24 protein-coding genes and 1 pseudogene are annotated in these 25600 nt (G+C 71.3%); 13 read left to right on the top strand and 12 right to left on the bottom strand.

Going from position 1 to position 25600, the window contains the following annotated elements; genetic code table 11:
- The first annotated feature begins 98 nt into the window (after positions 1-98).
- Positions 99-668, top strand: coding sequence for a hypothetical protein (locus tag AB0D14_RS13810; RefSeq protein WP_362778080.1), 570 nt, complete (start codon positions 99-101; stop codon positions 666-668).
- A 66-nt stretch (positions 669-734) separates the two neighbouring features.
- Here the strand turns inward: AB0D14_RS13810 and AB0D14_RS13805 are convergent, their stop codons facing one another.
- Complete coding sequence (locus tag AB0D14_RS13805; RefSeq protein ID WP_362778077.1) at positions 735-1814, bottom strand: NADH:flavin oxidoreductase/NADH oxidase; 1080 nt, start codon at positions 1812-1814, stop codon at positions 735-737.
- 167 nt (positions 1815-1981) lie between these two features.
- Here AB0D14_RS13805 and AB0D14_RS13800 point away from each other — a divergent pair, with 167 nt between their 5' ends.
- Positions 1982-2335: a helix-turn-helix transcriptional regulator gene (locus tag AB0D14_RS13800; RefSeq protein WP_362778209.1), complete on the top strand. Its 354-nt coding sequence runs from the start codon at positions 1982-1984 to the stop codon at positions 2333-2335.
- Here the strand turns inward: AB0D14_RS13800 and AB0D14_RS13795 are convergent.
- Positions 2264-3658, bottom strand: coding sequence for a nucleobase:cation symporter-2 family protein (locus AB0D14_RS13795; protein ID WP_362778075.1), 1395 nt, complete (start codon positions 3656-3658; stop codon positions 2264-2266). The two genes, AB0D14_RS13800 and AB0D14_RS13795, sit on opposite strands and share 72 nt — an antisense overlap.
- 193 nt (positions 3659-3851) lie before the next feature.
- Positions 3852-5222: an FAD-dependent oxidoreductase gene (locus tag AB0D14_RS13790; RefSeq protein ID WP_362778073.1), complete on the bottom strand. Its 1371-nt coding sequence runs from the start codon at positions 5220-5222 to the stop codon at positions 3852-3854.
- A 225-nt stretch (positions 5223-5447) separates the two neighbouring features.
- Here AB0D14_RS13790 and AB0D14_RS13785 point away from each other — a divergent pair, with 225 nt between their 5' ends.
- Entirely contained in the window at positions 5448-5921 is a 474-nt protein-coding gene (locus AB0D14_RS13785; RefSeq protein ID WP_362778071.1) for a DUF6214 family protein, read from the top strand.
- A gap of 11 nt (positions 5922-5932) precedes the next feature.
- Here the strand turns inward: AB0D14_RS13785 and AB0D14_RS13780 are convergent, their stop codons facing one another.
- Positions 5933-6595 (bottom strand): DUF305 domain-containing protein, encoded by a 663-nt coding sequence (locus AB0D14_RS13780; RefSeq protein WP_362778070.1) that lies wholly within the window; start codon positions 6593-6595, stop codon positions 5933-5935.
- Between the two features lie 193 nt (positions 6596-6788).
- Here AB0D14_RS13780 and AB0D14_RS13775 point away from each other — a divergent pair, with 193 nt between their 5' ends.
- A complete protein-coding gene (locus tag AB0D14_RS13775; RefSeq protein ID WP_362778069.1) occupies positions 6789-8291 on the top strand; it encodes a hypothetical protein in 1503 nt (500 codons plus the stop codon).
- On the opposite strand, the gene AB0D14_RS13770 is transcribed toward AB0D14_RS13775, so the two are convergent.
- The 6 genes from AB0D14_RS13770 to AB0D14_RS13745 form a co-directional block, all read right to left on the bottom strand.
- A complete protein-coding gene (locus AB0D14_RS13770; protein WP_362778067.1) occupies positions 8279-9040 on the bottom strand; it encodes a helix-turn-helix domain-containing protein in 762 nt (253 codons plus the stop codon). The two genes, AB0D14_RS13775 and AB0D14_RS13770, sit on opposite strands and share 13 nt — an antisense overlap.
- Positions 9041-9207: 167 nt before the next feature.
- Positions 9208-10020 (bottom strand): hypothetical protein, encoded by an 813-nt coding sequence (locus AB0D14_RS13765; RefSeq protein ID WP_362778065.1) that lies wholly within the window; start codon positions 10018-10020, stop codon positions 9208-9210.
- A gap of 518 nt (positions 10021-10538) precedes the next feature.
- Entirely contained in the window at positions 10539-11327 is a 789-nt protein-coding gene (locus tag AB0D14_RS13760; protein WP_362778063.1) for an SAM-dependent methyltransferase, read from the bottom strand.
- A gap of 190 nt (positions 11328-11517) precedes the next feature.
- Positions 11518-12201 (bottom strand): phosphatase PAP2 family protein, encoded by a 684-nt coding sequence (locus tag AB0D14_RS13755; RefSeq protein WP_362778062.1) that lies wholly within the window; start codon positions 12199-12201, stop codon positions 11518-11520.
- A gap of 101 nt (positions 12202-12302) precedes the next feature.
- Positions 12303-13235 (bottom strand): M56 family metallopeptidase, encoded by a 933-nt coding sequence (locus AB0D14_RS13750; protein ID WP_362778060.1) that lies wholly within the window; start codon positions 13233-13235, stop codon positions 12303-12305.
- 119 nt (positions 13236-13354) lie between these two features.
- The gene (locus tag AB0D14_RS13745) at positions 13355-13948 is read right to left on the bottom strand and encodes a DUF5134 domain-containing protein (protein WP_362778058.1); all 594 of its coding nucleotides are present in this window, start codon (positions 13946-13948) and stop codon (positions 13355-13357) included.
- Positions 13949-14134: 186 nt separating this feature from the next.
- Between AB0D14_RS13745 and AB0D14_RS13740 the strand changes: the two genes are divergently transcribed.
- The 3 genes and pseudogenes from AB0D14_RS13740 to AB0D14_RS13730 all read left to right on the top strand — a co-directional run.
- Positions 14135-15838 carry an FUSC family protein gene (locus AB0D14_RS13740; RefSeq protein WP_362778055.1) on the top strand — a complete coding sequence of 568 codons (1704 nt, stop codon included), beginning with the start codon at positions 14135-14137 and terminating at the stop codon, positions 15836-15838.
- Complete coding sequence (locus tag AB0D14_RS13735) at positions 15835-16389, top strand: MarR family transcriptional regulator (protein ID WP_362778054.1); 555 nt, start codon at positions 15835-15837, stop codon at positions 16387-16389. Before AB0D14_RS13740 ends, AB0D14_RS13735 begins: the two co-directional genes overlap by 4 nt.
- A gap of 100 nt (positions 16390-16489) precedes the next feature.
- Positions 16490-16690 (top strand): annotated as a pseudogene (locus AB0D14_RS13730) (cellulose binding domain-containing protein); the annotation flags it as partial.
- A gap of 23 nt (positions 16691-16713) precedes the next feature.
- Here AB0D14_RS13730 and AB0D14_RS13725 read toward each other — a convergent pair.
- On the bottom strand, positions 16714-17742 hold the full coding sequence (locus AB0D14_RS13725; RefSeq protein WP_362778052.1) for a Ppx/GppA family phosphatase: 1029 nt from the start codon (positions 17740-17742) through the stop codon (positions 16714-16716).
- 121 nt (positions 17743-17863) lie between these two features.
- Between AB0D14_RS13725 and AB0D14_RS13720 the strand changes: the two genes are divergently transcribed.
- Positions 17864-18247, top strand: a complete 384-nt coding sequence (locus AB0D14_RS13720) for a DUF6479 family protein (RefSeq protein ID WP_362778051.1) — start codon at positions 17864-17866, stop codon at positions 18245-18247.
- A 47-nt stretch (positions 18248-18294) separates the two neighbouring features.
- Here the strand turns inward: AB0D14_RS13720 and AB0D14_RS13715 are convergent, their stop codons facing one another.
- Entirely contained in the window at positions 18295-18846 is a 552-nt protein-coding gene (locus tag AB0D14_RS13715; RefSeq protein ID WP_362778050.1) for an isochorismatase family cysteine hydrolase, read from the bottom strand.
- 140 nt (positions 18847-18986) lie between these two features.
- Between AB0D14_RS13715 and AB0D14_RS13710 the strand changes: the two genes are divergently transcribed.
- The 5 genes from AB0D14_RS13710 (at position 18987) to nrfD (ending at position 25586) form a co-directional block, all read left to right on the top strand.
- Positions 18987-19952: an LLM class F420-dependent oxidoreductase gene (locus AB0D14_RS13710; protein WP_362778047.1), complete on the top strand. Its 966-nt coding sequence runs from the start codon at positions 18987-18989 to the stop codon at positions 19950-19952.
- Between the two features lie 134 nt (positions 19953-20086).
- Positions 20087-20458 (top strand): VOC family protein, encoded by a 372-nt coding sequence (locus AB0D14_RS13705; RefSeq protein WP_362778045.1) that lies wholly within the window; start codon positions 20087-20089, stop codon positions 20456-20458.
- Between the two features lie 48 nt (positions 20459-20506).
- Positions 20507-23752 carry a formate dehydrogenase gene (gene fdh / locus AB0D14_RS13700; protein WP_362778042.1) on the top strand — a complete coding sequence of 1082 codons (3246 nt, stop codon included), beginning with the start codon at positions 20507-20509 and terminating at the stop codon, positions 23750-23752.
- Entirely contained in the window at positions 23749-24666 is a 918-nt protein-coding gene (locus tag AB0D14_RS13695) for a 4Fe-4S dicluster domain-containing protein (RefSeq protein WP_362778039.1), read from the top strand. The genes fdh and AB0D14_RS13695 overlap by 4 nt, the downstream gene beginning before the upstream one ends.
- Positions 24663-25586 (top strand): NrfD/PsrC family molybdoenzyme membrane anchor subunit, encoded by a 924-nt coding sequence (gene nrfD, locus AB0D14_RS13690; RefSeq protein WP_362778036.1) that lies wholly within the window; start codon positions 24663-24665, stop codon positions 25584-25586. Before AB0D14_RS13695 ends, nrfD begins: the two co-directional genes overlap by 4 nt.
- Positions 25587-25600 lie beyond the last annotated feature (14 nt).

The raw sequence follows: 25600 nt of genomic DNA, 5'->3' as shown, positions 1-25600 counted from the left end.
ATAGGAGAGCGTCCGGTGTGCGAGTGAGGCATGGTGCGCGTAAGACATGGTGCGCGGGCGGCACGGTGTGCGCGTGCGGCATGAGGAGAGGGGCCCCGATGGCGGCTTTGCGTGGTCCGGCGGCGTTGTTGTGGCGTTGGCGGCCCAATCCGCTGCGGCGCCGTAGCGACACGATCGAGGCCTGGACCATACTCGCCGTGTGGCTCCTCGCCCTGCTCACCGGCACGCTCGCGGGCCTGTCGACGGCGCGCTCGGTCGAGCAGAGCCTCGCCCGGGAGCGAGTCGAGTGGCGGCCCGTGAACGCGCTGCTCACCGAGCGTGCGCCCGGCACGGCGTCCGGTTCCGAGCAGGTGTGGGCCGAGGTCCGCTGGTCGGCGGCGGACGGCTCCGTCCACGAGGGGCAGACCCGGGTCGAGCCGGGCAGCACGGCAGGCACCCCGGTCACCGTGTGGACCGATCCGCAGGGCCGTCCCGTCACCAGGCCCGTCACGCAGGCCCAGGCGACCCTGCGGGCGGGACTGATCGGAACCCTGATGGGTGTGGCCGCCGCGGCCGTGCCCCTCGCGGGCGGGCGGCTGGTGCGAGGTCTCCTGGAGCGCCGGCGGCTGGACCAGTGGGACACGGAGTGGGAGCGGGTCGGCCCCCAGTGGCGGTGGAAGACCGGCTGAGCCGACGCCCGTCGTGGGCAGGCTCCGCCGGAGGCGGGCCCGGCACGGCCGGGTCCACAGATCCCGTCAGACCGAACGGTGGTACTGGTCCGGTATGTGCGGGGCGCTCCCGAGTTCGCGAGCCGCGTGCCGGGCCCAGGAGGGGTTGCGCAGCAGTTCCCGGCCGAGCAGCACGGCGTCCGCCTCACCGTTGGCGAGGATCTTCTCGGCCTGCTCGACATCGGTGATGAGACCGACGGCGGCGACGGCCATGGACGTCTCGTCCCTGACGCGCGCGGCGAAGGGGACCTGGTAACCCGGCCCGACGGGGATGCGTACCCCGGACGCGTTGCCGCCCGTGGACACGTCGAGCAGGTCGACACCGTGGGCGGACAACTCGGCGGCGAGGCGGACCGTGTCGTCGACCGTCCAGCCGTTCTCCTCCAGCCAGTCGGTGGCCGAGATGCGGAAGAACAGCGGCTTGTCGTCGGGCCACACCTCGCGTACGGCGTCGACGACCTCAAGGGCGAAGCGCACCCGGTTCTCGTACGAGCCGCCGTACGCGTCCGTGCGCCGGTTGGAGTGCGGGGAGAGGAACTCACCGATCAGGTAGCCGTGCGCGCCGTGGATCTCGGCGATCTCGAAGCCGGCGTCCAGTGCCCGCCGGGCGGCGTCGGCGAACTGGCCGACGACCTCGCGTATCCCGTCCACCGTCAGTTCGGTCGGTACGGGGTGCTTCTCGTCGAAGGCGAGTGGGCTCGGTCCGAGCGGCTGCCAGCCGTGGGCGTCGGGTCCGACGGGCGCGCCGCCCTTCCAGGGGCGGTCCGTCGAGCCCTTGCGGCCGGAGTGGGCGAGCTGGATGCCGGGAACCGTGCCCTGGGACACCAGGAAACGCGTGATCCTCCGGAACGCCTCCACCTGGGTGTCGTTCCAGATGCCGAGGTCGTACGGCGAGATCCGGCCCTCGGGGCTGATCGCGGTGGCCTCGACGATGATCAGGCCCGTTCCGCCCGCGGCGCGCGCCGCGTAGTGCGCGAAGTGCCAGTCGGCGGGGGCGCCCGTATCAGGGCCCTGAGGCGCGGCCGAGTACTGGCACATCGGCGGCATCCAGACCCGGTTCGGGATGGTCAGCTCGCGCAGGGTGTAGGGCTCGAAGAGCGCGCTCACGGCGGACTCCAATCGTGTGGCGGGTCGTGTGGCGGGGCGGCTTACGACTCGTACGATAGTCATCGTAGTATGGCGGATGTCAAACTACGAGAGTTCTCGTACAATGGAGTTCCAATGGAGTTCTCCGGGGAGCCCCCCGGACCCGACGGAGTGGAGCCGCCGTGACGATCGCCGCCCCGACCGGGAGCAGCCGCGACCTGCCGCACCCGCAGCGCTCGGAGATCCGTCTGGAGGCCGTGCTGCACGCTCTTTCCGACCCGCTGCGGCTCCAGGTCGTGCGCGAGCTCGCCGCCGACGGCGGCGAGCTCTCCTGTTCGCACTTCGACCTGCCCGTCACCAAGTCCACGACCACGCACCACTTCCGGGTGCTGCGCGAGGCCGGGGTGATCCGGCAGGCGTACCGGGGCACCGCCAAGCTGAACGGGCTGCGCCGGGACGACCTGGACGGACTATTCCCGGGACTTCTCGACAGTGTCCTCGCGGCCGCCGCTCGCCAGGCCGTCCGGCTCGGGGGCCGCTGAACCGCCCTTCGCGGGCAGGTGGTTGAAGAGCAGGTTCAGCACGATCGCCGTGAGGCAGCCCGCGCTGATGCCGCTGTTCATCACCGTCTGGAACCAGTCGGGGAACTTCGCGTACACCGCCGGCACGCCGACCGGCAGCATGCCCACGGCCACCGAAACGGCCACGACCGTCAGGTTGTTGTTGCCCTTGAAGTCCACCTGGGTCAGGGTGCGCAGTCCGCTCGCGGCGACCGTGCCGAACATGACGAGCCCCGCGCCGCCGAGCACCGGGGCCGGTACCGCCGCGACCACCGCGCCCAGCTTGGGCAGCAGGCCGAGCAGCACGAGCATGCCGCCCGCGGCGGCGACGACCCAGCGGCTGCGGACCCGGGTCATGCCGACGAGGCCGACGTTCTGCGCGTACGCCGTGTACGGGAAGGTGTTGAACACCCCGCCCAGTACGGTGGACAGGCCGTCGGCGCGCAGACCGTCGGCCAGCGTCCGGGGCTCGATCCTCCGGTCGGTCATCTCGCCGACCGCGATGAGGTCACCGGTGGTCTCGGTCATCGTCACCAGTGCCACGACCAGCATCGACGCGATCGCCGACGCCTCGAAGGCGGGAGCGCCGAAGTGGAACGGTGTGCTGATGCCGAGCCAGTCCGCGTCGCCGACGCCGTCGAAGTCCGTGAAGCCGAACGGCACCGCGACCGCGAGTCCCACGGCGATACCGATCAGCACGGCCACCCGGCTCAGGAACGCCGGCGCGAACCGCTGCACGCCGAGCACCACCGCGAGCACGAAGGCGGCGAGTGCCAGGTTCCTCGGCTCGCCGAAGTCCGGTGAACCGGCCCCGCCCGCCGCCCAGTTGCCGGCCACCGGCAGCAGCGAGAGCCCGATGATCAGGATCACCGTGCCCGTGACGAGCGGCGGGAAGAACCGCAGAAGCTTGCCGAAGACCGGCGCCAGCAGGATGATCGCGAGACCGGCGACGATCACCGAACCGTAGATCGCGGGCAGTCCGCCGCCGCCCGTGCCGATCAGCACCATCGGCGACACGGCCGCGAAGGTGCACCCCTGCATGATCGGCAGCCGTACCCCGAACCGCCAGAAGCCGACACACTGGATGAGCGTCGCGATACCGCACAGCAGAAGGTCCGCCGTGATCAGGTACGCCGTGTCCGCCGGCGACAGCTTCATCGCGCTGCCGACGATCAGCGGGACCGCGACCGCGCCCGCGTACATCGCGAGCACGTGCTGCAGACCGAAGGCGGCGAGGTGGCGGACGGGCGGGACCTCGTCCACGGGGTGCACTTCCCGTGCGGGGGCGGAGGTGGGGGGTGCCATGGGTACTCCTGGGCGGCGGGGGAGCGGGGGGTCGCACGTGACCGTACGGGTGTTGAACAGTTTGTTGATTTCCTGGTTGTTGCCGCCAGGTGTCATGCCCACAGGGGGTGACAGGGATGTGTCGAAACCCGGGAGTCGTACGTGACCGGTCGCGCCCCGCGGCGGAGCCGCTTGCCGGTGCGGCCCCGCCCCCTTATGGGGCGTCTTCTGTCCGGGCCGCGTTCATCAGTGACTGCCAGTCGGGAAGTTTCACCACGCCGCGACCCAGTGAGGCCCCCAGCCGCGCCTCCGCCCGCTCGATCGCCTGCCAGCCCGACCAGTCGACCGGGCGCAGGCCCGCGGCCCGCAGGGCGGCGAGCGGATCGGGCGGTACCTCGCGCTGTACGAGTGCGGGGGCGTCCTCCAGAAGCGACGTCACCGTTTCCTTCGCGCAGGGTCGGTTGGTGCCGATGACGCCCGTCGGGCCGCGCTTGATCCAGCCGGCCACGTACTCGCCGGGCGCGACCGAGCCGTCCCGCAGGACGCGGCCCGCGAGATGCGGGACAGTGCCGTGGTCCGCGTCGAACGGCAGTCCCTCCAGCGGAACTCCGCGGTAGCCGACCGAGCGCAGGACCAACTGGGCCTCGATGTCCTCGTACCGCCCCGTGCCCGTCACGCCGCCGAGGCTGTCGGGGAGGGTCCGTTCGAAGCGGACCGCGCCCACGCGCCCGCCCGCGTCCGGCAGCACCTCGACCGGACGCAGGAAGAAGCGGAGCCGGATCCGCCGGGAGCCGGCGGCCGGCGGTCGCTCGGCCCACCCGCGCAGCACCTCGACGTTGCGTCGCTGCGCGGCGGGCAGGGCGGACGGATCCGCGTACGCCGGATCGAGCGCCAACTCGGCGGGGTCCACGACGACTTCGGTGTCCGGCAGGCCGCCCAGCTCCCGCAGCTCCTTGGTGGTGAAGCGGGCCTGCGAGGGGCCGCGCCGCCCCACCATCTGGATCTCCCGCACCCGGCTGCCGGACAGTGCGGCGAGTGCCGCCTGGGGCATGTCGGTCGGGCTCAGTTCCGCGGCGCCACGGGCCAGTATGCGGGTCACGTCCACCGCCACGTTGCCCACGCCGATGACGACCGCCGCCCGCGCGCCGGCCACAAAACCGCCGGCCGCGAAACCGTCGGACACCATGTCCGGATGCGCGCTGTACCAGGACACGAAGTCGGTCGCCGACCAGCTGCCCGGCAGTTCCTCGCCGGGCACTCCGAGATGCCGGTCGGTGGCGGCGCCCACGCAGTACACGACCGCGTGGTACAGCTCCCTCAGCCGGGCGGCCGGCAGTCCGTCCGGGCCGACCAGGACACCGCCGAGGAACCGCACCCGCTCGTGCTCCAGGACCGTACGCAGCGTGCTCTGCAGTGACTTGATCTTCTCGTGGTCGGGCGCCACGCCGTAGCGCACCAGGCCGTACGGGCACGGGAGCCGGTCAAGGACGTCCACCCTGACCCCGGGCACCCGCTCCTGCTGGACAAGGCTTTGCGCGGCGTACACGCCACTCGGCCCCGATCCGACGACGGCGACCTGCAGCACGGCACAACCCCTTCCCCGAGAAGAACGAGGAACTCGCTGGTGCTCCCAGCATCGCACCGCACCGCGAGACGGGGGAGGGGCAGGACAGGGCGCTGCGCCGACGGTGTGCCGCGTGGGCCCCGCGTGCGTGCCTTTTCGTGACGAATGTGATCATGCGGTTACGTTGCGTATGTGCTGGAAGCATCCTTTCTTAATCTTTCTGATCGTGATGAGCCGGACGGGGCGGTGACCGTACGGCGCGCCTGGGAAGTGCGGGAGAACGACACCGCCACGACGTGGTGCGACGTCCGGCTGCGCTTCGACGACGGTGCCGGTGTCGACCTGCTCGCGGCGGTGTGCCAGGGATGCGTCTCCGTCGAGGAGGTACGCGCCCGGCCCGCGCTCTCGCTCGACGACCTGGCGGCGCTTGCGGACTGGATCGAGGGCCCGCTCCTGGAAGCGTGCGCGGGAGCGGCCGGGGCGCCGGGGGGCCCGGCCGGCGACGGGAGCCCCGACAGGCGGCACGCGCGCCCGGCCCGGCCGCCCGGCGTCGAGGGCCGTCGCCTCGTCGCCGGAGAGTATCTGGCGGCTCAGCGGGCGGGGCGGGATCCGGTGCTCGCGGTGATGTCCGCGACCGGGCACAGCCGCCGTCGCTCGCTGAGACTGATCGCCGGGGCACGGGACGCGGGTTTCCTCGCGCCCCGCCACGCCCGCCGCTGAAGCCCCTGCCGTCACATCTCGCGCATGCGGCTGATCTCGGTGGTCTGCTGGGCGATCACGTCGTCGGCCATCTCGCCGATCTGGATGTTGTTGCCCTGGGAGAGGACGTCCGTGGCCATGGTGATCGCCCCGTTGTGGTGGGTGATCATCAGCTTCAGGAAGAGCTCGTCGAACGCCTCGTCCTTCGCCGCGCGCAGTGTCTTGAGCTGTGCCTCGGTCGCCATACCCGGCATCACGTCGTGGTGGTGCCCCTTGTTCTTCTCGGCGCCGTTCTTCTTGGCGTCGCCGTGGTTCTTGAGCCAGGCCTCCATCGTCTCGACCTCCGGCCCCTGTGCGGCCGAGATCCGCTCGGCGAGCCGTTTCACCCGCGTCGACGAGGCGTGCTTCGGGGCGAGTTCGGTCATCTCGATGGCCTGGTTGTGATGCTCGATCATCATCCGGGCGTAGTCGAAGTCCGCGGAGTTGGGAGTGTCGTCGTCGGAGCGCTGCTCCGCGGCGTCCGCGGCGGAGAGCGTCTCGGCGGCTTCGCCCGGTTTGCCCGGAGCGATCACCGAAGGGCCCGTTCTCGGCGCGGACTTGGTGTCGTCGTCGGAGCCCGTGCAGCCGCCGAGTGTGAGGACGGCGGCCGTCACGGACGCCGTGATCAGACGGCGGGACGTACGGCGAGCGAGCACAGTGACCTCCTGCGGCACATGAATCGGCAGACACCTCGTGAGTGTTGATGACCGTCCTAGCACGCTTCCGCATGCCAATGATCAAAAACATTCATTACGAATGCGTTGCCACCTGTTGATCTGTGCATGCAGAAGACGATACTGCGGAGGTACCTGAACCGTTCGACTGCGAACGGCTACTAGGGAGGACGCAGTGACCCTGTTGAACAATCACCGAACGCGGCGCAGACGTCTGGGAGTTGCCGTCACCGCGGCGGGCCTTCTGGCCGCACTGCTCACGGCAGGCCCCGCGGTCGCGACCCCCGACCCCGGGGACGCTCCGGTGACTTCGGAGAAGGTCTCCAAGAGTGAGGCGGCCGAGGCCAGAGCGGCGATCGCGAAGGGCGAGATACCCGGGCAGGACGAGATCGTCCACTCGGACAACATCGAGCACCTCGCGAACATCCCCAAGGACGCGTTGCCCGGCACCAACTCGGACCTCGCCTTCCAGGGCAAGTACGCGTTCGCCGGCAACTACGACGGCTTCCGTATCTTCGACATCAGCAATCCGAAGGCCCCGAAGACGGTCTCCCAGGTGCTCTGCCCGGGCTCGCAGAACGACATCACCGTCTCGGGCGACCTGCTCTTCCTCTCCACGGACTCCTCGCGCAGCGACAACTCCTGCAACAGCACCACGCAGCCCGCGACCGAGAAGGCCTCGTGGGAGGGCATGAAGGTCTTCGACATCAGCGACAAGAAGAACCCGAAGTACGTCGCCGCCGTCGAGACCGCCTGCGGCTCCCACACCCACACGCTGGTGCCGGAGCGCAAGAACGTCTACATCTACGTGTCCTCGTACTCGCCGAGTGCCACGTTCCCCGACTGCCAGCCGCCGCACGACGGCATCTCGATCATCAAGGTGCCGCGCAAGGCCCCGGAGAAGGCGGCGGTCGTCAACTTCCCCGTTCTCTTCCCCGGTGAAGGCGCGGACGGCGGCGGAAACCCGGGCGGGCCCACCAACCCGGGTGTCTCCAAGACGACCGGCTGCCACGACATCACCGTGCTGCCCTCCAAGGACCTCGCGGCGGGCGCCTGCATGGGCGACGGCATCCTGTTCTCCATCAAGGACCCGGAGAACCCGAAGGTCATCGACCAGGTCCAGGACAACGTGAACTTCGCGTTCTGGCACTCGGCGAGCTTCAACCAGAAGGCCAACAAGGTCGTCTTCACCGACGAGCTGGGCGGCGGTGGAGCGGCCACCTGCAACGAGGCCGTGGGTCCGAACCGCGGCGCCGACGGCATCTACGACATCGTCGGCAAGGGCGACAAGCGCAAGCTGGTCTTCCGCAGCTACTTCAAGATCCCGCGCCACCAGGCCGACACCGAGAACTGCGTGGCCCACAACGGCTCGCTGATCCCGGTCAAGGGCAAGGACATCATGGTCCAGGCCTGGTACCAGGGCGGCGTCTCCGTCTGGGACTTCACGAACTCCTCGGCGCCGAAGGAGATCGCCTACTTCGAACGCGGCCCGCTGAGCACCACGACCATGGTCACCGGCGGCTCCTGGTCCGCGTACTACTACAACGGCTACATCTACTCGAACGACATCGCCAAGGGCTTCGACGTCCTGAAGATCAACGACCGTCGTACGGACCCGGCGAAGAAGAACCGGCAGAGCGAGCTGAACGTTCAGACGCAGCCGGACTACTTCGACTGACCTCGGCTGACCGGCTGACCGGTCACGTCCGTCTCCTGGTTCTGCTCCCGACCGTGCTCGTCACCGTGACCGTGATCGGGACGTTGTTCCGACTCGCGGCTCCCGGGAGTGAAGAACCGTGAGAGGTCCTCGCGGTACGTCCCGTCGGGCGCTTCGGCGCCCGGCGGGGCACCCCGCTCCCATTCGAGCCCGTAGCGCCGGAACAGCTCGGCCCGCAGCACCGGTACCGGCATCGGGACCCCGGGCACGAGAGCCGAGAACACCGCACCCATCAGCAGCGCCCGCAGCATGGGGTAGTCGACGCCGGCGTCCGGCGATCCGTGGCGGGCCGTGGTGTCACTGAGCAGCTCCGCCAGGCGCTGCTGCTCCGGACACTGCCTGAATCCCTCGCCCTGCAGGATGCCCGCCATGTGCTGGCGCATCAGAACGGGGTGGTCCCGGGCGAGGCCCAGGATCGCGTCGATGGCCCGCGCCATCCGCTCCCGGCCGTCCTCGGTGGACGGCTCGCGCTCCAGAGCCTCCTCCAGCGTGCGGTGCATCAGCCGGTGCACGGCGGACTGGACGAGCAGACGCTTGCCCGGGAAGTAGTACGAGACGAGACCGCGGGCGGAGCCCGCGCGGTCCGCGATGTCGCCCAGCGTCGTGGCGTCGTACCCACGCTCGCTGACGAGTTCGAGTGCCGCCTGCAGAAGCCTCTCGCGGGAACGCCGCCGCAACTCTTCATTGACCGATGCGCTGCGAGGGGACATTCTAGGTACTCCTGCGTTGACTGGCTGTCAGCCAACTATACTCAACGCGTCCGGACCGGTTCCCACGGGATCTCGTTCGGGCTGCCGTCCGTCCGGGGCGACGCGGGGGATCGCCTCGGACGGACGGGAAGGCAGGCCACGGCGCGGCCCGGCCCTGCGGCCGGGCTTCACTTGCCGAGCAGGCCGGAGGCGGCGGTCACCAGCCCGTCGAGCAGGCCGGTTGCGGGTGTCCCGGTCGGGGAGGGTTCGGCCGAGGCGGTCGGGGACGGGGGATCGACCGTGCTCGGCGCTGTTGTCGGCTCTTGAGGTGTCTCGGGGGATGTCGTCCGGCTCGGCTGTTCGGTGACCGCTTCCCCCGTGTCCGTGGGCACGGGCTCGGTGGCGCTCCCGTTGGAAGACGGAGCGGCTGTGGGCGGCCCGCCGGGCGAGGCGGTCGTGCCGTTCGCGTCCGGCCGTGGAACGCTCAGCGCCTTCGCCGACGTGCTGGTCTCGCTCCGCGGCCGGATCGGTGACCCGGCGGCGGTCGACGAGGGGCCGTCTGCGGCAGGTGCGCCGGGCTCCTTCCGCTCCGGTTGCTGTCCCGCCTCGTTCGCGCTTCGGTTCTGCCTCTCGCTGCCGACTGTTCCCGGTAGGTGAAGCCAGGGCGCGGCCGAGTTGCCGTTGGTCACCACGACGCCCAGGGTCGCGGCCGACACCACGCACGCGGCCGCCACGAGCCAGCCCACCCGGCGCATTCTGTTGGCCCGCCGGCCGCTGGGATCGACGAATACCGGTGCGCCTGAGGTCACCGCCGCTGCAGGATTCTTCCCTGCGGTTCCGCCCCCTTCGCGAGGTGCGGCCGCACGTGCCTCCTCGCACGTGGCCTGCGGTCGCGCGCCCGCCTCCACATCCGGCTCCCGGATGTCACGCTCGGTACGGTTCCTGACGCCCGTGCCGAGCTTCGGGCGTATGTGCCCCGCCTCGCCTGCCTCGCATGTCATGCAACTGCCCCTTCACCTAATTCGTCAGCCTGCGCAGGTGATCCGTTGCCGTGGGGGTACACGGATTGGTCCGAAGAGGAAAAGATCCGAGTCGGCTCGGTGCCCGCACGGGCAGTTACGGTCACGAGTGCTCGCCGGAAGAGGCGAGTGAGGCGTCTGCCGGCCGGCGGGCAGGATGCGGCAGCGCCCGTCGTCACCACGGGCCGGCGAGTGCCACGAGCGGCGCGGTGTCTCCGGCGGTGACCGCTGCTTCGGCCAGCTGCTCCGCCCCGGCGAGATCGCCGTTCTGGTGCCGCAGGCGCATCAGGAAGGCGAACGGTAGGTCCCTCCTGCGGCCCCGGCACGGGGCGAACGGCTGCCGAAACCGCGGTGCTCAGTCCCCTATGGCCTGCCCTTGTGGCTCCTGCGTCAGACGTGGCGTCCTGTGCCAATTGGGAAGACCCGCCCGCGGATTCGCGGAACGTCGGATTCGCGGAACTTCGGGACCTCGGGATCGCGGAACCTCGGGACGATCCGGGTCACGGAATGCGGGCCACTCCCACGTAGATGCCGCTGCCTTCGGCGGGTTGCGTCTCGTCCGAGGTGTCCCACTCCGTCGCTGTCACCAGGCCGGGCGGAACGAGATCGAGACCGTCGAAGAAACGCTCCACCTCCGCGCGGGTGCGGAAACCGAGCTGGATGCCGCCCTTGGCGTACTCGGCGGTGACCTGCTCGGCAAGTTCGGGATACACGTCGGAGGCAGCGTGTGACAGCACCAGGTAGCTGCCCGGCGGCAGCGTGGCGACCAGATCGCGGACGACGGCGTGGGCGTCCTGCTCATCGGGGATGAAATGCATCAGCGCGATCAGCGACAGCGCGATCGGACGGTCGAAGTCCAGGACGCGCCGGGCGTGTTCGACGATCCCCGCCGGCTGCCGTACATCGGCCTCGATGTAGTCGGTGACGCCCTCGGCGTGGCTGATCAGCAGTGCCTCGGCGTGACGCAGGACGATCGGATCGTTGTCGGTGTAGACGACCTTCGCCGTCGGCACGATGTTCTGGACGATCTGGTGGAGGTTGGGCTCGGTGGGGATCCCCGTCCCGATGTCCAGGAACTGGTCGATGCCCCGGGTGGCGAGCCAGGCGGCCGCTCGGTGCATGAACTGGCGGTTCTGCCGAGCCGCGTCCCTGGCCTCGGGCGGGAGCTGTTCTCCCACCGCCTCGTCGACCGGATAGTTGTCCTTGCCGCCCAGCAGCCAGTCATAGACGCGCGCGGGATGCGCTCTGTCGGTGGTGATCGGTGAGAACCGCTGTGGGTCGGTCGGCATGGCAACTCCGTCGCGCCAGAGTGAAGGAAACAGGTCGACTGAGGGAACAGGTCGCCTGAGGGAACTGATCGACCGTTCGATCACCCTAGTGGAGTACACCCTGTGACCCGTGCGCAACAGGAGCAGGAGTACGCCGTCGTGTGTGGGGGCGATCGGTGGCGGGACCGGCCCGGGTGTCAGGCCCGGAGTGTCAGCGCGGCTCGGCGGCGCCCCGGAACCGCGCGTAGGACCCCATCGCGAGCGCCACCACCAACGCGCCGAGCAGCCAGCCGCCGAGCACGTCCGACGTCCAGTGCACGCCGAGCCAGATACGGGTGAGCCCCACGCCGACGACGGACACGACCGACACGGCCAGCGCGGTACGCCACAGGAGGCGCCCGGCGCCGTACAGACGCAGGACCCACAGCAGCAGGCCGCACACCACCGTGGCCGTCATGGCATGCCCGGAGGGGAAGGCCGCGAAGTGGGCGGAGTCCACGGGGTCGGGCCAGACAGGGCGTTCGCGGTCGACCGCCGCCTTGAGCCCCTGCGAGAGGAGCGAGCCGAGAACGCAGGCGGCCGTCAGCCACAGGGCGAGCCACCACGCGCCGTGGTGCAGCGCCAGCCGGAGCACGGCCACGGTGACGAGGGCTCGCATCGTCCAGGGGTCCCACACCCAGTCCGTGAGAATGCGGAACGCCTGGGTCAGATCCGGGTCGTCGACCGCCCAGCGGTGGGTGGTGCGGGCGATGTCGCCGTCGAGGGCCATGAGCGGGTCCCAGGAGATCGCGACGAGGAGGACGAGCAGGGCGGTGGGCAGGACGAGAGCCGCGGCAACGCGCAGGGCGATCCCGGGGCCTGTCGCGTGGGGCGGCGAGTCGACGGGAGGGTGCATGCACCGATCCTCGCCGACCGATGGGGCCGGAGGCGAGCCCGGGGCCCCCGCGCGTGGTGAACCGGGGTCCCCGCGCGTGGTGAATCCGCTTGCCCCAGCGCTTACCCCAGCGCCCGAAGGCCCGGTCCGAAGGCCACCAGAACCGGAATCACCGGCACCAGCGCCGCGGCCGCGGTGAGCTTCAGCCGACGGACCGGACGGAGACGGTCCGGGGGAGTGAGCAGCCGGTGGACACGCTGCGGGACATGGGCCTGCGGGGTCGGGCAGGGGCCGAACACACCGCTGTCCTCGTTGAGTTCCACCAGCGCGAGGGCGATCGTCAGCCGGCCGAACCGGCGCGACGCCATGTCGTCGGCGGCGAGTTCGACCAGCCGGTGCATCTCGTCGCGGAACGCGGCGAACACCGGGACCTGGGGAAAGCCGGTGGCCAGCGCGCCCGAGGAGTACAGCAGCCAGTCGTGCCGGGCGCGCGCGTGTCCCTGTTCATGGGCGAGCACGGCATCCAGCTGCTGACCCTTGAGGCGGCGCAACGCCGCTGTGGTGACGACCAGCTGGGGCGCGGCTCCCGGCAGCCACCAGGCGTCGGGACGCTCACCCTCCAGGACGACCAGCCGCTCACTGCTCGGCTCCTCGCCGGGCAACAGCGGGGCGCGCAGGAGCAGTTCACTTCGCCGCTGACGGCGGCCGGTCCTGGCCCGGGCGATCTCGCGGGCCAGCATGGTCGCGGTCCATACGCCGCCGAGAGCGAGCGTCACGGCCGTCGCCGCGGCCCAGGGGCCTCCGGTGAGCGCGTAGGCCTCCACCACGGCGTGCGGGGCGGGGGCGAAGACATGGCCGCGTACCGCCCGCCAGGCGGCGGCCGCGCTGAGCGTCATCGACAGCGCGCAGCAGAGCAGTACGGCCACCACCACGCACTGCCACACCCACAGGGCGACCACCGGTTCGCGGTCCTGCCAGTCCGTCCGGGCGAGCAGCCGCGGAGCGAGGAGGGCGGCCAGAGCGCCGAGCAGCAACAGTGCCGCGGGGACCATCATGGGTGCAGCTTATGAGCGGGGCGGCTCCGCGGGATACGGCCGTTCGCGGCAAGTGACACAGACCACGATCCCGTACGCCCCGGGCCTGGCCTGGTGTACGGGGCGTGCGGCACGCCGGCTCAGAGCGTGAGAAGCATCGCGAGCATCCCGATGCCCATGGAGAGCCGGCAGGCCTGCGCCAGCTCCAGCCGGTCGCCCCAGCCGGGTGTGCGCCCGCCTCCCGCGGAGCTGCCTCCCGGGGTGCCGCCCATCGCGGTGCCGCCCCCCGAGGAACTGCCTCCCGCGGGTCCGGCCACCGCGGCCGGAACGAGCCGTGTTCCGGCCCACAGCACATACACCGTGAAGTACACGAGCAGCACTCCTGTGAGGACGGGCACCCCGGAATGTGCCCCGCTCGCCATCACCGCGGCCATGTAGGCCATGGCGAACGCGCCCACCAGATGGTGTGCGTGGTGGGCGTTGGTCCGCGCCGCCCACAGGGCACGCAGCGCGGCCACCCCGAACACGGCCGTATAGACGGCCCACGTCCAGCGTGGTGGCGTCGACACCGCCGCGGGCACCGCCATCGCGGCCATGCCGAACCCCATCAGTGCCTCACCGCCCGCGGTGCGGCGCTGCTCCTCGACCCTGCTGCGCATACGCAGCAGGCAGTAGGCCCCGGTCGCCGCGCACAGCGCGACGAGCAGCCAGCCGGGCGACCCAGGTCCGTGCACCGCGCACCTCCCCGATCGACGGTGTTCGGACAGTCCGGTCGAAGGAATGCCCCGGCCGGGCGGAGCGCAAGCGAGCGCAAAGGTGCAAGTGGGGGAGCGTGCGGGAGTGCGCCACGGGCCGGCGTTTCGGCGGACGTGTATCCGGCGCAATCTTTTACGAGTAAAACACCTGCTAACCTTTTAGGTATGAGCAGTGCTCGACCCCGCCACGCCCGACCCCGCAGACTGCCCCTGGCAGGCGTCCTGCGCCTCGGCCGCCCATCCGACATCTGGTTCAAGCCCGCGCTGAGTGTGGTCGTCGCCGTCGGCGTGCCGAACCTGACGCTGCTGGCGCTCGGCCGACTGGATCTCGCCCTGTACTCCATGGCCGGATCGCTCTGCGCGCTCTACGCCCACAACCTGCCGTACGCGGCTCGCGGCCGTGCTCTCGCCATGGTCGTGCTCGGCATGCTCGCCTCGGTCGCGATCGCGCTGGTCGCGGCGTCGCTCACGTCCTGCGTCGCGGTCCTGGTCGGAGTCGGCGCGCTGCTCGCCGCCGCACAGAAGGCGGCGACCGACGTGACACGCATCGGCCCGCCCGGGCCGGTCATCTTCACCTTCATCAGCTCCGCCTCCCTCTTCGCCCCTCAGATGCTCGGCCAGGTCCCGGGCCACCTCGTCCTCGCCGCCGCGGCGGGCGCCTGGGCCTGGCTGGTCGGCATGGCTCCGGGGCTCCTGCGCCCGCACGGCCCGGAACGCCGGGCCACGGCCCGCGCTCTGAACGCGGCCGCCGCGTACGTCGAGGCATCGGTCACCGGCCCGGTCACCGGCCCGGGCGGCGGCACGGGCGCGGGCACCGGGAGCGGCGCGGGCATGGCCCACGAACGGGTCCGGGCCGCCGCGGCCGCCGCCGTGCACGCGGCCTGGCAGTCACTCCTCGCCACCGGCGCACGTCCGGAGCCCCGCCGCGCCCTGGAGCGGCTCCTCGTGCGGGCCGAGGTCGCGCTCGCCGCCCCGGCCGACACGGACCCCGCCCGGCTGCGTTCCTGGGCGCGCGACCTGCGCGGTACGAACCTCGTACCCCACGTGGCGGCGGGACGGGACGCCGACGAACTGCTCGGCGTGGAAGTCGAACTGGCCACCAACAAAGGGCGATTGAGCAGCAGGCTGGGCCCTCTTCTCCCGCTCGCCCTGCGCACCGCGCTCGGCTGTGCGCTCGCCGGATACGTGTCGCTCGCGCTCGGCGTCGGCCGTCCGTACTGGGCTCTGGTCACCGCGGCCTCGCTCTACCAGGCGAACATCACGCTGACCTGGAGCCGAGGCGTGCAGCGCGTCGTCGGCAACCTCGTCGGCGTCCTCCTCTTCGCGGCCGTCGCCCCGCTCGCCCACCTCGGCCCCGCCGCCCTGGTGCTGTGCTGCCTCGCCTTCAACTTCGGCGCGGAGGCCCTGATCACCCGCAACTACTGGCTCGGCAGCATCTGCGTGACCCCGATGGCACTGCTGATCACCGAATTCACGGGCTTCCAGGAGCCCGGCGGGCTCATCGCGGACCGGATCGTGGACACGCTGGTCGGCGCGTTCGTCGGATTCGTGGCCGCGGTCGCCGTCACCAACCGACGGGCCGGAGACCGGATCGAGGACGCTCTCGACACGGTGGAGCACGCCCGTGAACACGCGGCGCGGCTGATCGCCGCCGAGTGCCCCGGACCCGGCGCCCTGCAGTCCGCCCGCCGCCGCCTGGCCGCCGCGCTCGTCGAACTGCGTGCCACGGCCGACGCGGCGGCCGGCGAGTGGTGGCAGCGTGCCCTGCCGCAGGAGCGGGTGATGCACGCCGAGCGGAGCGGACACCGTACGCTCGCGGCGACGGTACGACGGCAGCGACCGCACCTTCTGGAGGACGCACAGGCATGACGGCAGCGAACGGGCGGCCGATCGCGGGAGGCGGCGCGAGAGACATCGCGGCAGACACGGTCGCCGCCGTGGTCCGGCAGTGGCAGGCGGTCCACCCCGACCTCGACACCGGGCCCATGGAGGTCATCGGGCGCATCAACCGCTGTGCCGCCCTCCTCCAGCAGGCCGAGGACGCGCCGCTGCGGCACGCCGGACTCACGCGCTCCGAGTTCGACCTCCTCGGCGCACTGCGCCGCACGGGCCTCGAACTGACCCCGGGTGAGCTGGCCCGTGAGACCTTCTCCTCCGGCGCCGCCGTCACCAAACGGCTCAAGCAGCTGACCGAGCGCGGCCTCGTCGAGCGCCGCGGCGACACCCGCGACCGCCGCGTCGCCCACGTCCGCCTCACGGACGCCGGACGGGACCTCGTCGACGGCATCCTCCCCGAGCAGCTCTCCTACGAGACGACGGTCCTGTCCGGACTCGCCGGCACCGGACAACGCGAACTCGCCGCTCTGCTCGGCGACCTGCTGGTCCAGCTCGAAGGCCGGTTGCCCGCCCCGCGCGTCTGAGTACGCCGGACCCGGCCCGCTCCACCAGGCACCCCTCCCGCAGGCGCCCCTCCCGGTCGACTGCCCCACCTCCGTTGACGGTTACCCCGCGTGGAGCTGGCCCGCGGGGCAGAGCGTGACGCAGGCCTGGAACGCGACCGTCACCCGGACCGGCTCCGCCGTCACCGCCGCCAACGCCACCTACAACGCGGCCATGGCGCCGGGCGTGTCGGTCACGTTCGGCTTCAACGGCTCCTGGTCCGGCGGCAACACCTCACCCACGGCCTTCACCCTCAACGGGACGGCCTGCACCGCGTCGTAGGGCTCCGGGTGCCGACGGGACCGTCACCCCTCGGCACTCACCGGCGCAGCCTCGGCCCCGCGCAGACGGCGGAGCACCGGCTCCGCCGCGGGCTCCTGGGCGTCCAGGCCGTACGCGTCCCACCAGTCGGAGCTGCCGTCCTCGATGCAGCGCAGCAGGACCCCTTCGCGCAGCGCCCAGGGGCAGACCGCCACCTCGTCGATGCCCATCAGCTTCATCGTGGTGTGCGCGACGATCGCTCCGGCCAGGGACTGACCGGAACGCGCGAGGGAGATCCCCGGCAGGAGAGCGCGTTCGGCCGACGGCAACGCCGCCAGCTGCTCCACGGCCCTGCCGAGGTCGGAGCGGGTCATGCTCCGGGGGGTGAAGGGCCCGGACCGGCCGGGGGCCGCCCCGCACAACCGCCCCAGCTGCTGGAACATGCGCGAGGTGACGACCGCCGTGCGGGGAGCCTCCCAGCGGATACGGGCCGCGGTGTCGCGCAGTTGGTGGCGTACATGCCGACGCAGCAGCCTGGTCCGGTGCGGCGAAGGCGGATCCTGGCCGCGGAAGAACTCACGGGTCAGCCGGTTGGCCCCCAGGGGCAGCGAGATCGCGAAGTCGGGCAGCCTGCTCCGGCCGAAGGCCACCTCCAGCGAACCGCCCCCGATGTCCAGCAGGGCCAGCGGCCCGGCCCGCCAGCCCATCCAGCGCCGGGCAGCCAGGAAGGTCAGCTCCGCCTCCACCTCGCCCGGCAGCACATGCAGCGGCACCCCCGACTCCGCGGCCACCCGCCCGAGGACCTCGGCACGGTTCGGGGCGTCCCGCACGATCGCGGTGGCGAAGGCGAAGAGCTGGGTCACCCCCCAGCGCCTCCCCTCGTTCCGGGCGTCCTCCACCGCCTCCACCAGCCGGTCCACCTGTTCGGTCGGCAGATGGCCGCCCCGTTCCACGTGGGCGGACAACCTCAGCCGGCGCTTGGCGGTGTGCACGGGAAGCGGAACTGCTCCATCCGTTTCCGCGATCACAAGCCGTACCGTGTTCGAGCCGACGTCAAGCACACCCATTCGCATCCCTACCCCGTACCCTCGGCAGCCCCCGGCACACCGCGGGCGCGAGTCCGCGGTGTGCCGGTGCGCGGGGCCGGAACCGCTGGGCCCTGTTTGGGCCGGTCTGTGCGGGTACTCGCTCTCCATGGAGAGCTTCGGCAGGGCCGCAGCGACCCCGCATGAAGTCGTGGCGGGTTCGGAGCCCTTCGTCGTGGGACCCCTCGTGGTGGGACTTCTGGTCACGGCCATGCTGGTCGCCGCGGTGTGGTGGGGCATGCGTGTACGCAGCCGTGAACCCGGTCCGCCGCGACCTGAGGACCAGCCCCGGCTGCCCGAGACCGGCGCGGTCCACGAGATCCAGGAGATGCGGGAGCCCGACGAGATGCCGCACGACGGCAGCTTCCTGAGCCCGCACGGGCTGCGGGCGGCGGGCAACATGTCCACCCGGCGCGCCAGGAACCAGAAGCGGCGCCGGTGGAACCGCAACAGCAGCGGCGGCTTCGGGAGCGGCGGCCTCGGCCACCATTGAGTCCGGTGAGTCCGGTGAGTCCGGTCGGAGGCGTGGGCCGAGTCCGGTCAGAGGCGTGCCGTCTCGGCCGTGCGGAGCTCCGCCGCCATGTTCCGCTCCATCATCCGCAACGCGGCCTGCGCGAGATCGGCGTGGATGTGGGCGACCGCGTCGACGGGGACGGTGACCCGCAGATGCCTGATGTGGGCGTCGAGGGCGGAGTACAGCACGCACTGCTCCGTCAGCTGGCCGCACAGCACCACATGGCCGACACCGAGCTGACTCAGCAGATAGCTCAGCGGTGTCTCGTAGAAGATCGAGTGGCGCGCCTTCACGACGAACAGGGACTTGTCGTCGGGGCGTATCGGTTCGACGAGATCGGCGTGCGGGCCCGCGAGCGCGGCCTCCAGGATCTCCCCGTGGTGGGAGCGCCACTGGCCGAAGTTGTCGTTGGCGTAGATCACCGGGACGTCCCGTTCCCGGGCCCGCTCCAGGAGGCGTACGACCGCGGGCAACGCCTTGCGGGCCGCCGGGAGCAGCTGCTCGGCGTCCTCGTGGTCGTACGTGCTGATCATGTCGATGACGATGACGGCGCTGATCTCGGACTCGGTCTCGGTCATGGTGTCCGTGGTTCCACGGGAGTGGGAAAAGAATCAGTGACCCGTGCCCGTTCCCGTGACTGGATCGTCGGGGGACGGGCACTCGGGTGCCGCTCGCAGGGAGCATGTTTCGGGCACCCTCGATCGGCTAGTAGGAATATATGCCACAAATCGGATACACGATGATGACCGAACAGGCCGGACCGCGCGAGCTGGTGCAGCACGTGGTGGCAGCCGAACAGGCCGGCTTCGACTTCTCGGTCACTTCCGACCACTACTTCCCCTGGCTGGCGGAGCAGGGACACGCCCCGTACGCGTGGAGCGTCCTCGGCGCCGCCGCGCAGGCCACCACCACCATCCCCCTCATGACGTACGTGACCTGTCCGACGACCCGCTACCACCCGGCCGTCGTCGCACAGAAGGCCGCCACCACGCAGCTGCTCGCCGAGGGCCGCTTCCGGCTCGGGCTCGGTTCCGGTGAGAACCTCAACGAGCACGTGGTGGGTGGCGGCTGGCCGGCTGCTCACCTGCGCCTCGAAATGCTGGAAGAGGCCATCGAGATCATCCGCGCGCTGTTCGAGGGCAAGAACGTGAACCATCACGGCCCGCACTTCGACGTGGAGAACGCCCGGCTGTTCGACCTGCCCGCCGAGCCGCCCGCCATCGGTGTCGCCGTCTCCGGCGAGCGCTCGTGTGCCCTGGCCGGCCGGCTGGCCGACCTGGTGATCGCCACCGAGCCGAAGGCCGAGCTGATCGACTCCTTCGACCGGCACGGCGGCAGCGGCAAGCCCAGGGTGGGCCAGCTGCCCGTCTGCTTCGACACCGACAAGGACGCCGCGGTGGCGCGGGCGCACGAGCAGTTCCGCTGGGCGCTCGGCGGCTGGCCGGTCAACTCCGAACTCCCCGGCCCGGCGAGCTTCGACGCGGCCACCCAGCACGTCCGGCCCGAGGACGTGGCGCAGAGCATCCCCTGCGGCGACGACGTCGACGCCTTCGTCGAGGCCGTTCGCCCCTACGCCGACGCGGGTTTCACCGAGGTCGCCCTGGTCCAGATCGGCGGCGACCACCAGTTCCCGTTCCTGGACTGGGCCGAGAAGAAGCTGCTGCCCGCGTTGAAGAACCTGTGAGTCCGAGAACGGAAGAGCTCAGGACGGAAGAGCTAGAAGACAGAAGAGCTGAAGAGCTGAAGAGCTGAAGACGGAACAGCTGAAGACGGAACAGCTCAGGGGGCACCCGTGAGCTCCGGAGCGAAGGGATCGGCATGGCCATCGCCACGTACTGCCTCGTAGCACTCGACTGTCCGGACCCGCCCGCCCTTGCGGGGTTCTACGCGGGCGTCCTGGGCGGCGAGGTCAAGCGGTACAGCGACGACTGGTACGACCTCTACGCGCCCGGCGGTCACCGCATCTCCTTCCAGCGGGCCCCGGGTCATCAACCGCCCCACTGGCCGAGTGCGGAAGCCAACTCCCAGCAGCTGCACCTGGACTTCACCGTGCCGGACATCGAGGCGGCCGAGGCCCAGGTGCTGGCCCTCGGCGCCACTCCGCTCGACCTGGACGACAAGGACGGCAGCCGCGGCTTCCGGGTGTACGCGGACCCGGTGGGGCACCCGTTCTGCCTCTGCAGGGACTGACGGCCGGCTGACCCGGAGGATCATCGAACGACCGACGGAGGAAGCGCGATGGACGTGCGCAAGAGGTTGCAGGACTGGCCCGTCTACCGTCAGCTCACCGGGACGGATCCACTGGGCCGCGGCAGCGCCGTCACCTCGCCGCGCACCCAGGAGCTGCGCCCGCGCACCGAGACGGCGGACCGGGTCACCCGGTCCGTCTGCCCGTACTGCGCCGTCGGCTGCGGTCAGCAGGTCTATGTGAAGGACGACAAGGTCGTCCAGATCGAGGGCGACCCGGACTCGCCGGTCAGCCGTGGCCGCCTCTGCCCGAAAGGCTCCGCGACCCTCCAGCTCACCACCGGCGACGCCCGCCGTCACCAGGTCCTCCACCGGCGCCCGTACGGCACCGAATGGGAGCCCCTGGACCTGGAGACGGCCATGGAGATGGTCGTCGACCGGGTGATCGAGACCCGGCGCCGCACCTGGGAGTGGGAGCACGAGGGACTGCGTACGGCCCGCACCCTCGGAATCGCGAGCCTGGGCGGCGCGACCCTCGACAACGAGGAGAACTACCTGATCAAGAAGCTGCTGACCGGCCTCGGCGTGGTCCAGGTGGAGAACCAGGCCCGGGTCTGCCACAGCTCCACCGTCGCCGGCCTCGGCACCTCCTTCGGCCGGGGCGGCGCCACCACCTTCATGCAGGACCTCCAGCACTCCGACTGCATCGTCATCCAGGGCTCCAACTTCGCCGAGTGCCACCCGGTCGGCTTCCAGTGGGTCATGGAGGCCAAGGCGCGCGGCGCCCGGATCGTCAACGTGGACCCGCGCTTCACCCGCACCAGCGCCCTCGCCGACCTGCACGTCCCGATCCGGGCCGGTACCGACATCGCCTTCCTCGGCGGGATCATCAACCACGTCCTCACCGAGGAGAAGGACTTCCGCGAGTACGTCCTCAACTACACCAACGCGGCGACCCTGGTCAGTGAGGACTTCCGCGACACCGAGGACCTCGACGGCGTCTTCTCCGGCTACGACGAGGACAAGCACCACTACGACCCGCACAGCTGGCAGTACGAGGGCGTCGAGGTCCAGCAGCCCACGGGCGAGGCCGACGAACAGTACGAGGACCGGGTGCGCAAGGCCGCGGGCCCCGAGGCGCACGGCTCGGGCGGCGCCCGGACCGCCCCCCGCGCCCCGACCGACGAGACACTCCAGCACCCGCGCTGCGTCTACCAGGTCCTCAAACGCCACTACGCCCGCTACACACCCGAACTGGTCGAGGACATCTGCGGCGTACCCCGCGAGACCTTCCTGCGCGTGTGCGAGGAGCTGACCTCCCACTCCGGCCGCGACCGCACCAGCGCCTTCGTCTACGCGGTCGGCTGGACCCAGCACTCGGTCGGCTCCCAGTACATCCGCGCCGCGAGCATCCTCCAACTGCTCCTCGGCAACATCGGCCGGCCCGGCGGCGGCATCCAGGCCCTGCGCGGCCACGCCTCCATCCAGGGTTCGAGCGACATCCCGACGCTGTTCAACCTGCTGCCCGGCTATCTGCCCATGCCGCACGCCCACAAGGACGAGACCCTCGACGACTTCGTCACGGCGACCCGTACGGACAAAGGTTTCTGGTCGGACATGCGGGACTATTTCGTCAGCCTCCTCAAGGCCTACTACGGCGACGCGGCCACCCCCGAGAACGACTTCTGCTTCGATCACCTGCCCCGCCTCACCGGCTCCCACGCGACGTACGACACGGTCCTGGCGCAGCTCGACGGCGTCTGCAAGGGCTACTTCCTGATGGGTGAGAACCCGGCGGTCGGCTCGGCGAACTCCCGTCTCCAGCGTCTCGGCATGGCCCAGCTGGAGTGGCTCGTCGTACGCGACTTCTCCCTCATCGAGTCGGCGACCTGGTGGCAGGACGGACCCGAGATCGAGAACGGGGAACTGCGCACCGAGGAGATCGGCACGGAGGTGTTCTTCTTCCCGGCCGCCGCGCACACCGAGAAGTCGGGCTCCTTCACCAACACCAACCGCTGGGTGCAGTGGCACCACGCGGCCGTCGAACCCGAGGGCGACGCGCGCAGCGACCTGTGGTTCATGTACCACCTGGGCCGGCGCATCAAGGAGAAACTGGCCGGCTCCACCGACCCGATGGACCGGCCGGTCCTGGACCTCACCTGGGACTACCCGGTGGAAGGCCCACTGCGGGAGCCCCAGGCGGCCTCGGTGCTCGCCGAGATCAACGGACACGCCGCGGACGGCAGTCCCCTGAGCGCGTACACCGAACTCAAGGACGACGGTTCGACGCGGTGCGGCTGCTGGATCTACTGCGGCGTGTACGCGGACGGCGTCAACCAGGCGGCCCGCAGAAAACCGGAGTCGGAACAGAACTGGGTCGCCGCCGAGTGGGCCTGGGCCTGGCCCGCCAACCGGCGCATCCTCTACAACCGTGCCTCGGCCGCCCCGGACGGCACCCCCTGGAGCGAGCGCAAGGCGTACGTCTGGTGGGACGAGGCCGAGGGAAGGTGGACCGGCCACGACGTCCCCGACTTCGTCCCCGACCGCGCCCCGGGCCATGTGCCGGCCGAGGACGCGATCGGTCCGGACGCGCTGCGCGGCGACGACCCGTTCATCATGCAGGCCGACGGCAAGGGCTGGCTGTACGCGCCCGCGGGGCTTGAGGACGGCCCGCTGCCCACGCACTACGAGCCGCAGGACTCGCCGTTCCGCAACGCCCTGCACCCCTCGACCACCCGCAACCCGGCCCGGCAGCTGCTGCCGCGCGAGGGCAACCGCTACCACCCGGGCGGTGACGAGCGGGGTGCGGACGTCTTCCCGTACGTCGTCACCACCCATCGGCTGACCGAGCACTTCACGGCGGGCGGGATGAGCCGCTGGTCCCCCTACCTCTCCGAGCTGCAGCCCGAGTTCTTCTGCGAACTCTCGCCCGAGCTGGCGGCCGAGCGGGGTCTCACGCACCTGGGCTGGGCCACGATCGTCACGGCGCGGGGAGCGGTCGAGGCACGGGTGATGGTCACCGCGCGGATCCGGCCGCTGTCCGTACAGGGCCGTACGGTCCACCAGATCGGACTGCCCTTCCACTGGGGCCCGAACGGCCTGTCCAAGGGCGACGCGGCCAACGAACTCGTCGCCATCGCGCTCGACCCCAACGCCCACATCCAGGAGGACAAGGCCCTCACCGCCGACATCGTCCCGGGCCGCCGCCCCCGCGGACCCGAACTTCCCCGGCTGCTGGCCGAGTACCGCAGGCGCGCGGGAATCACCGACACCACCGGAACGGAGGCCCGTACATGACGGACGACGGTCAGGAACGGGTGGGGTTCTTCACGGACACCTCCGTGTGCATCGGCTGCAAGGCCTGCGAGGTGGCCTGCAAGGAGTGGAACGCCATCCCGGAGGACGGCCTCTCCCTGACCGGCATGTCGTACGACAACACACAGGCGCTCGGCGCCTCGACGTGGCGGCACGTGGCGTTCATCGAGCAGCCGGCCCGCCCCGCGCCCGAAGAGCGGCCTGCGACCGGTCATCCCACCGCGCCCGCGAAGCCGCCGACCGCGGAGGGGCGGACCCGACTGCCGCTCGCCGCCGAGGGGCACTCCGAAGCCCCGCCCGCCGCGGACGGGTTCCGCTGGCTGATGTCCTCCGACGTGTGCAAGCACTGCACCCACGCCGCCTGCCTCGACGTCTGCCCGACCGGCTCGCTCTTCCGCACGGAGTTCGGCACGGTCGTCGTCCAGGAGGACATCTGCAACGGCTGCGGCTACTGCGTGCCGGCCTGCCCGTACGGCGTCATCGAGCAACGGCCCACCGACGGGCGGGTGTTCAAGTGCACCATGTGCTACGACCGGCTCGGCGCGGGGCAGGAGCCGGCCTGCGCCAAGGCCTGCCCGACGGAGTCGATCCAGTTCGGTCCGCTGGAAGAACTGCGCGAGCGGGCCGCCCTGCGGGTCGACCAGCTGCACGAGGCGGGCGTGAGTGACGCGCGGCTGTACGGCCACGATCCGGACGACGGGGTGGGCGGCGACGGCGCGTTCTTCCTGCTGCTCGACGAGCCCGAGGTCTACGGTCTGCCGCCGAAGCCACGGGTCACCACCCGGGACCTGCCCGCCATGTGGAAGCACGCGGGCGCGGCGGCCCTCTCCCTCGTAGGCGGCGCCGCGCTGTCCTTCGCCCTGCCCGCGCTGACCCGACGGAAGAGGACATCATGAAGGGCGAGCGGCGGGGCAGGCGACGGGGCGAGCAGGCGATGGTGCCGCGCGCCGAGTTCGAGTCGTACTACGGGCGGCCGGTGATCAAGCCGCCGTCCTGGTCCGCGACCGACATCGCCGGGTACTTCTTCCTGGGCGGGCTCGCGGGCGCGGGCTCGGTCCTGGCGGCGGCCGCGCAGGTGACGGGCCGTGGGCGGACGGCGACGGCCCTGAAGGTGTCCTCGCTCGCCGCCGTGTCGTGCTCCGCGGCGGCGCTCGTCCACGACCTCGGCCGGCCGGGACGCTTCACCCACATGCTGCGCGTCTTCAAGCCGACCTCGCCGATGAGCATGGGCTCATGGCTGCTGAGTGTCTACGGTCCGCTGGCCGGCGCGGCGGCCCTCACCGCCGTGACCGGCAGGCTCCCCAGGGCGGGGGCGGCCGCGACCGCGGGCGCCGCGCTCCTCGGCCCGGCGGTCGCCACCTACACCGCGGTCCTCGCGGCGGACACCGCCGTGCCCGCCTGGCACGGCGCCCACCGTGAACTGCCCTACCTGTTCGCCGCCTCGGCCACGGCGGCCGCGGCCGGCATGGCTCTCGTGGCCGGACCCCCGGGCGAATCCGCTCCCGCCCGCTGCGCCGCCGCCCTGGCCGCGGCGGCCGAGACGGCGGCCACCCGGGCCGCCGAGCAGCGCCTCGGCATGGTCGCGGAGACCTACCGCGAGGGCCGCGCGGGAACGCTGCTGCGCAACGCCAGGACCCTCACCGCCGCGGGCGCCGCGGGCGCGGTCCTCCTGGGCCGCTACCGTCCGGCCGCGGCCGCGAGCGGCCTGGCCCTGCTGGCCGGTTCGGCCTGCACCCGCTTCGGCGTCTTCGCCGCGGGCGTCGCGTCGGCGCAGGACCCCAAGTACACGGTCGTGCCGCAGCGCGAGGAGGCGTGAGCCAGGAGGCGCGA

The sequence above is a fragment of the Streptomyces sp. NPDC048484 genome (assembly GCF_040651415.1).
Classification (GTDB): domain Bacteria; phylum Actinomycetota; class Actinomycetes; order Streptomycetales; family Streptomycetaceae; genus Streptomyces.
The sequence above is the reverse complement of the archived record's forward strand: the minus strand, read 5'-3'. Positions and strand labels throughout refer to the sequence as shown.

Coding starts and splice junctions, on each gene's coding strand:
- AB0D14_RS13740 (WP_362778055.1), top strand. CDS start 14,135: ATGAGCAGTGCTCGACCCCGCCACGCCCGACCCCGCAGACTGCCCCTG.
- nrfD (WP_362778036.1), top strand. CDS start 24,663: ATGAAGGGCGAGCGGCGGGGCAGGCGACGGGGCGAGCAGGCGATGGTG.
- AB0D14_RS13695 (WP_362778039.1), top strand. CDS start 23,749: ATGACGGACGACGGTCAGGAACGGGTGGGGTTCTTCACGGACACCTCC.
- AB0D14_RS13795 (WP_362778075.1), bottom strand. CDS start 3,658: ATGGCACCCCCCACCTCCGCCCCCGCACGGGAAGTGCACCCCGTGGAC.
- AB0D14_RS13810 (WP_362778080.1), top strand. CDS start 99: ATGGCGGCTTTGCGTGGTCCGGCGGCGTTGTTGTGGCGTTGGCGGCCC.
- AB0D14_RS13755 (WP_362778062.1), bottom strand. CDS start 12,201: ATGCACCCTCCCGTCGACTCGCCGCCCCACGCGACAGGCCCCGGGATC.
- AB0D14_RS13770 (WP_362778067.1), bottom strand. CDS start 9,040: ATGTCCCCTCGCAGCGCATCGGTCAATGAAGAGTTGCGGCGGCGTTCC.
- AB0D14_RS13725 (WP_362778052.1), bottom strand. CDS start 17,742: ATGCGAATGGGTGTGCTTGACGTCGGCTCGAACACGGTACGGCTTGTG.
- AB0D14_RS13750 (WP_362778060.1), bottom strand. CDS start 13,235: ATGATGGTCCCCGCGGCACTGTTGCTGCTCGGCGCTCTGGCCGCCCTC.
- fdh (WP_362778042.1), top strand. CDS start 20,507: ATGGACGTGCGCAAGAGGTTGCAGGACTGGCCCGTCTACCGTCAGCTC.
- AB0D14_RS13705 (WP_362778045.1), top strand. CDS start 20,087: ATGGCCATCGCCACGTACTGCCTCGTAGCACTCGACTGTCCGGACCCG.
- AB0D14_RS13710 (WP_362778047.1), top strand. CDS start 18,987: ATGCCACAAATCGGATACACGATGATGACCGAACAGGCCGGACCGCGC.
- AB0D14_RS13735 (WP_362778054.1), top strand. CDS start 15,835: ATGACGGCAGCGAACGGGCGGCCGATCGCGGGAGGCGGCGCGAGAGAC.
- AB0D14_RS13760 (WP_362778063.1), bottom strand. CDS start 11,327: ATGCCGACCGACCCACAGCGGTTCTCACCGATCACCACCGACAGAGCG.
- AB0D14_RS13715 (WP_362778050.1), bottom strand. CDS start 18,846: ATGACCGAGACCGAGTCCGAGATCAGCGCCGTCATCGTCATCGACATG.
- AB0D14_RS13765 (WP_362778065.1), bottom strand. CDS start 10,020: ATGACATGCGAGGCAGGCGAGGCGGGGCACATACGCCCGAAGCTCGGC.
- AB0D14_RS13720 (WP_362778051.1), top strand. CDS start 17,864: ATGGAGAGCTTCGGCAGGGCCGCAGCGACCCCGCATGAAGTCGTGGCG.